General features: G+C 43.3%; 2 protein-coding genes and 1 pseudogene. 1 reads left to right on the plus strand and 2 read right to left on the minus strand.

What is annotated here, in order from left to right:
• Positions 1-714: 714 nt before the first annotated feature.
• Positions 715-1,254 carry a beta-class carbonic anhydrase gene (locus C7379_RS07775; RefSeq protein WP_116616795.1) on the minus strand — a complete coding sequence of 180 codons (540 nt, stop codon included), beginning with the start codon at positions 1,252-1,254 and terminating at the stop codon, positions 715-717.
• A gap of 312 nt (positions 1,255-1,566) precedes the next feature.
• On the opposite strand from C7379_RS07775, the gene C7379_RS07780 reads away from it, so the two are divergent.
• Positions 1,567-4,401 (plus strand): ATP-binding protein, encoded by a 2,835-nt coding sequence (locus C7379_RS07780; protein WP_116616796.1) that lies wholly within the window; start codon positions 1,567-1,569, stop codon positions 4,399-4,401.
• Between the two features lie 373 nt (positions 4,402-4,774).
• Here the strand turns inward: C7379_RS07780 and C7379_RS13120 are convergent.
• Positions 4,775-5,453: pseudogene (locus C7379_RS13120) on the minus strand (hypothetical protein); the annotation flags it as partial.
• Positions 5,454-5,548: the final 95 nt, after the last annotated feature.

Consider the following 5,548-nt stretch of genomic DNA (forward strand, 5'->3'; position numbering starts at 1 on the left):
CTGATTTCAATAATGTCAAAGAACTCGATTGTCCCCTCTTTCCGGGGTTATTTGATTAATATTTAACTGGTCCCTATTTTAACGGGACACTAATGAATCAATATTATAAAAATCCAAAAAACGATATACTAAAAATATCGTAAGCCAACAATTTTTACTCAATTTGGCGCACAAAATGTGCAGCTGACACTACCACATTCAATAATGGTCAGCATAAAAAAAACACTGAAAAAAACACGACAAACCCCTTCTCATACTGGTCGTATTTGCGAGTTAGAACATGGTTGCTCGCAAATACGCCCAGTATGAGAGTTTTCTATAATGCGTTGTTTATAAGGAGTATAGGCTTGAAAAGAGCCTTTTAGCAAAAAAAAAGTTTTTTCCACGCATGCCGATTAGGCCTTAATGGCGGTGCCGTTGAGTGCTAAACGCACCCTGATTAGGACCTAAACGTCGTTAGATTAGTATCTATACGCAGTCCGAATAGATACTATTCGGGTTTTGCCGACAAAAAAAAGAATTTTTGGCGGCATATTCATATTATAAAAATGACCTTTTAGCTCACAGAATGAACCGCTGAGAATGAACATTTTTTGTGATGATTTTTTGACATGGCAAGATTTTTCGACACAGGCCAAAATTATTAAAAAGCAGAAAAATCGCAACCGTATCGTATAGCATCTATGTCTCTTAGTAAGGTGTAAGACTGCTATTTTACAGCACTTCTGTCAGTTTGCCCGTGTGCGAATCTATTACAAACCCTCTCACTGTAACGCTCTGTGGCATCAGCGGATGCTGTTTGATAGTGGTGACAGTGAGTTTAACATCCTCTTCTACATCCTCAAATCCACTGAAAAAAGTTTCAATGTCAATATGTTTGGCAGCCTCTTGCATGGACTCATCGCTGATGCCTTGCTGCTTCATGAGGTCAAAAAAGTGTTGGGGTTTCATGCGGCAGAGCCCACAATCGGAGTGGTGAACCACCATGATTTCTTTACATTCCAGCTCGTAGACAGCCACCAATAAAGACCGTATAACCGAGTCGTAGGGCGAAAGCATGGTGCCACCAGCCACCTTGATAAACTTTGCGTCGCCGTTTTTTAGTCCCATAGCTTTGGGCAATAGCTCGGTTAGACGGGTGTCCATACAGCTCAACACGGCCAGTTTCCTGTTGGGTTGTCCTGACGTGACATAATTTTCGTATTCTTTTTCTGCCACAAACTGAGCGTTGTATTTCAAGATTTCTTCTATCATAATGGTTTAAATCTTTTGGGCCAAAGTTATAAACATTTTCTTTAAAAACAACTATTAAAACAGAGTTATAGTTGGTAAATAAAAAAAAAAACGGTGATTTCTGATATGAAACATATCGAAATATAGGCGCAGGCATGGCGCCAGCGGATGCGTGTGGCATGCTATAGGTGCTTATGGCTTACGTATTTGTGGAATTATGAGCCTGTTATTTAATGAAAAGGATGTTATATTTTTAATAAAAAGGATGTTATATTTGCTTTTTTATACATTTTTGACTATTTTTGTTCCAAATTTGTTTGTAAAAAGCATGCCATGAAATATTTTCCGACAAGACCATTCATCTTTGCTATTGCCATCTTGCCGTTTTTTTGTAATTGTGGCAAGAAGGAGAAGCCTCTTGCATACAGTGATCGTCAATGGCTGATGCTTGACACTACTGACAACCATACCAAGAATGTGGACTCACTGCTGGTGCTTGTGAAAAAATACCAACACGCCCGCAACGCTCAACGACAAATGGGTGCGCTGTCTGAGCTTGGGCATGCGTTCAGGGAGTCGAGTAGGTATCGCCACGCCATGAGGGCGCACCAGCAACAGTTGGCCATAGCGCGCAAACTTGGTGACACGCTCATGATAGCTTCGGCCCTGAACGACCTTGGGGTGAACAGCCGTCGAATGGGGCTATACTATGAGGGTATGCTCTATCACTCTCAAGCGGCTGAGGCAAGTGCAGGCACTCACAGCTCTAAACGGCGAAAACTGATGAAATGTGAAGCCATCGCCTACAGTGGATTAGGCAATGTTTACACCTCGACGGGCAATTACGAGAAAGCTGATGGCATGCTAAGACGAGCTTTAATGATAGAGCGCAAGTTGGGGAGTCATCTTGGTATGGACATTGACAACGCCAACATCGGAGAGGTGTTTGAGAAGCGTGGCATGTTCGATTCGGCATTGGTGTATTATGACCGCGCGTACCAACACAGTATCAAGGCGGGGTCGAGTGTGGGCGTGGCGTACTACCATATGAACGTGGGGCGTGTGTATCAACAACAAAAACAATACGACAAGTCTATAGCCCATTTTGAGAAAGCCATGAATATCACCAACAAAGACGGCGATTTGTGGTTGTGGCTTCAACCCTGCATCAGTTTGGCTGGCATGTATGTAGAGATGAACGAAAGGGCCCAAGCCGATGAATATCTGACAATGGCTTTGAACACGGCGCGGCAGATAGAGGCCAAAGAGTTTTATCCCGACATATATAGAATGCGCTCTGACTATTTTAAGAAAGCCGGAGATTATCGTAGGGCCTTGGAATATCATATGCTATCCGAGCAAGCAGAAGATAGTATCATGAACAAAAGCCACCTTTTTGAAATAGAGAATTTGGAAGATGAAATAGCCAACCGGCAAAACGCGCTCAGGATAAAAGACGCTCAGGTCTCGCTGTCCAAGCAGCGCATGACCAACTATCTGTTGCTGGCTGGTATATTGGTGCTAATCATCATTTCGGCAACATTATGGTATGTGGGGCACCTGCGCTCTATGGCTAATCGCCGACATAAAGATTTTGCCAAGATGAGGGATAATTTTTTCACTAATATCACTCACGAGTTGCGCACGCCGTTGACTCTTATCATGGGCTATGGAGAGGAGGTGAGCATGGCCAGTGAAGGACAGATGGCAGAGATGCGACGAATTGGTGATATGATCGTGAGGCAGGGCAAGTCGATGCTGTCGCTCGTGAACAAGCTGCTTGACATCAGTAAGATGAGGGCGAAAGTGACCGACCCTGTGTGGCAGCATGGCGACATAGTGCCCTATATGCGCGCCATCGTGGAGGGTGGACAGGTGCTTACCAAGCCTAAGAACATCACCATGCACTTTATGCCACGGCAAAACGAGATATACGTGGATATCGTGCCTGACTATATGCGAAAGATAATGCGTAATCTTATCGTGAATGCCATCAAGTTTACTGGCACTTATGGTACCGTCAACATAGGTTGCTACCAAGAGAACGAGATGTTTGTGCTGACGGTAAGCGATAATGGGATTGGTATGGATAGGGAGGTGTCACGGCACATCTTTGAGCCTTTCTACCAAGGAGGTGGCGACAGTAGCAACATTGGTACGGGCGTGGGACTCTCGTTGGTGTACCAGATGGTCAAGGCTATGGATGGGCGTATCAGCGTGAACAGCGAGAAAGGCAAGGGCACAATCTTTATCGTCGAATTGCCCATCAGGCATGGTAACAATAGTTTTGAGCCATTCACCGAGTCTGCGCTCGATATGGTGGATGCCGATGACAACCTTCGCGAGCCCGCCACCGAGAATGAGCGCGAGACACAACGTGTGGGCGGACATTGTGCCAAGATACTTGTCGTTGAGGATAATACAGATGTAGCCACATTCATAGGGCATAGGTTGAGCGGAGATTATCAAGTGGTCTATGCCACTAACGGCTCTGATGGTTTTGCCAAAGCGACCGACTTGCTGCCTGATCTCATCGTCACCGACCTGATGATGCCGGGCATGGATGGCATGGAGCTATGCCGAAAATTGCGCGCCACATCGCAAACGAGCACCATCCCCATCATCATTGTCACGGCCAAGGCTACCCAAGAAGACCTTGAGGAGGGATTGAAGGCTGGGGCTAACGCTTATCTTTTCAAACCGTTCAGCTCTAATGAGCTACGCATACGTATAGCTTGGATATTGACGGAGAGACGTATGTTGAGCGAAAAATTTGCTCTTGCTAATATTGCGGTGAACGAATTGGACGGTAAACTGTCGACGGCCGACATGGAGTTTATATCTCGTTTCACAAACTTTGTGTACAACGACATGCGCAGCACCAACATAGACCATGCCGAATTGGCCAACAAACTCAATATGAGCATGTCTACCCTGCGTCGCAAGATAAGCGACATTAGCGGTGAATCGCTTTCAAACTATATCACGCACATACGCATAAACTATGCTTGCCAACGGCTCAAGAGCCACCCGGAGGAACCGGTGTCGGCCGTGGGGCTCTGCTGCGGCTTCAGCGATAACGCATATTTCAGTAGGCAATTCAAGCAGATAGTGGGCGTGTCTCCATCACAATATCGAAAAAATGTGGATGCTCAGGTCAAGGCATAGGGAAAAACTGGTTTGGCAATGCGTTTTGTTAGTATGATGGTCAATGTGTTTTGGCTTAATGACCGTGTTTTGGACGAAGTGTCTATTTTTGTGTTAGAGATATAGTTTAGACGTGATAATTAGTGGGAATGGTGGTTAAACAACTACTATTTAGCTTTTTGTGTGTCGCTGATTAATATAATGATGGTCAGCTCTATGATGTCGAACATAATCCTATTATGTGTTATTTTGGCTTTTTTCAAGCAGCTTAAAATTTTTCTTGCCACATCCAATCAAATGGCTTTTGCAGTTAACTCATAAGCACTCTAAGACAAAGAAAAAAAGCATTGTAAACTGCTATTCGCAAAGAATATATAGATCTTGGTGGAGAAGAGATACCTTTTAGTTTACAAACGTAAAAGTTTTTGAGTAACTTGGGAGATATGTAGGTCGTGAATAATTGGATTTTGTTGATACAAGAGGGAAGAATCTCAATTTGCTGGTCTGTAAAATCAGATTGAAAACGGATTGGTTTCTTTACCAACGATGACTGCTTTTCTGCTCACATGGTTCACCGTTTATCAAGATTGAAGAGCGAGACTGAGCGGTTTGTACCTCTGTTAGTTCAATTTGTTCTATCTCTACCAAGAGGTATTTTGCATACCGTTTATACCGAATTGCATCGACAAGACTTGAGAACATCGGCAAGACATCATTATATAAGGTGTGTGTGTCAATGTACTTCGCATATTCAAACGAAGATACAGAGTAGGAAGTATATTTCTGTTTTTGTTCTTTGGTCAGTGATACAAAGAATGTGTTTTCCACAAAAAGTCATCATTGTTGTATCATTCCTCTATACATGCAAGAGCAGGATAATTCAGATAAATGGAAGATAGTTTATCGGTCATTCGGATATATTCTTTTTGCAAAATCTCTTTGAACTGTATATTGTTGATGCAATCTTTCTTCCTCAGAATATTTCCAATGAGCACATTGTAGGTCTGAGTAATGCAATAGCTTAATATTCGTTGAATACTGTCAAGCCGTATTATTAGACTATTATCTTCCATTTGCTATATTTTAAGGTGGGTATCTATTTGCAAAGATAAAGCATTCGGTGGAGAAAAAGCCAAAGAAGGGAAGGAAACAGAATAAAAGGGAAGAG

It is taken from the genome of Hallella colorans (assembly GCF_003096815.1).
In the GTDB taxonomy this organism is placed as follows: domain Bacteria; phylum Bacteroidota; class Bacteroidia; order Bacteroidales; family Bacteroidaceae; genus Prevotella; species Prevotella colorans.

Excerpts from the sequence above, each read along its gene's own strand:
- C7379_RS07775 (WP_116616795.1), bottom strand. The coding sequence starts at position 1,254 with ATGATAGAAGAAATCTTGAAATACAACGCTCAGTTTGTGGCAGAAAAA.
- C7379_RS07780 (WP_116616796.1), top strand. The coding sequence starts at position 1,567 with ATGAAATATTTTCCGACAAGACCATTCATCTTTGCTATTGCCATCTTG.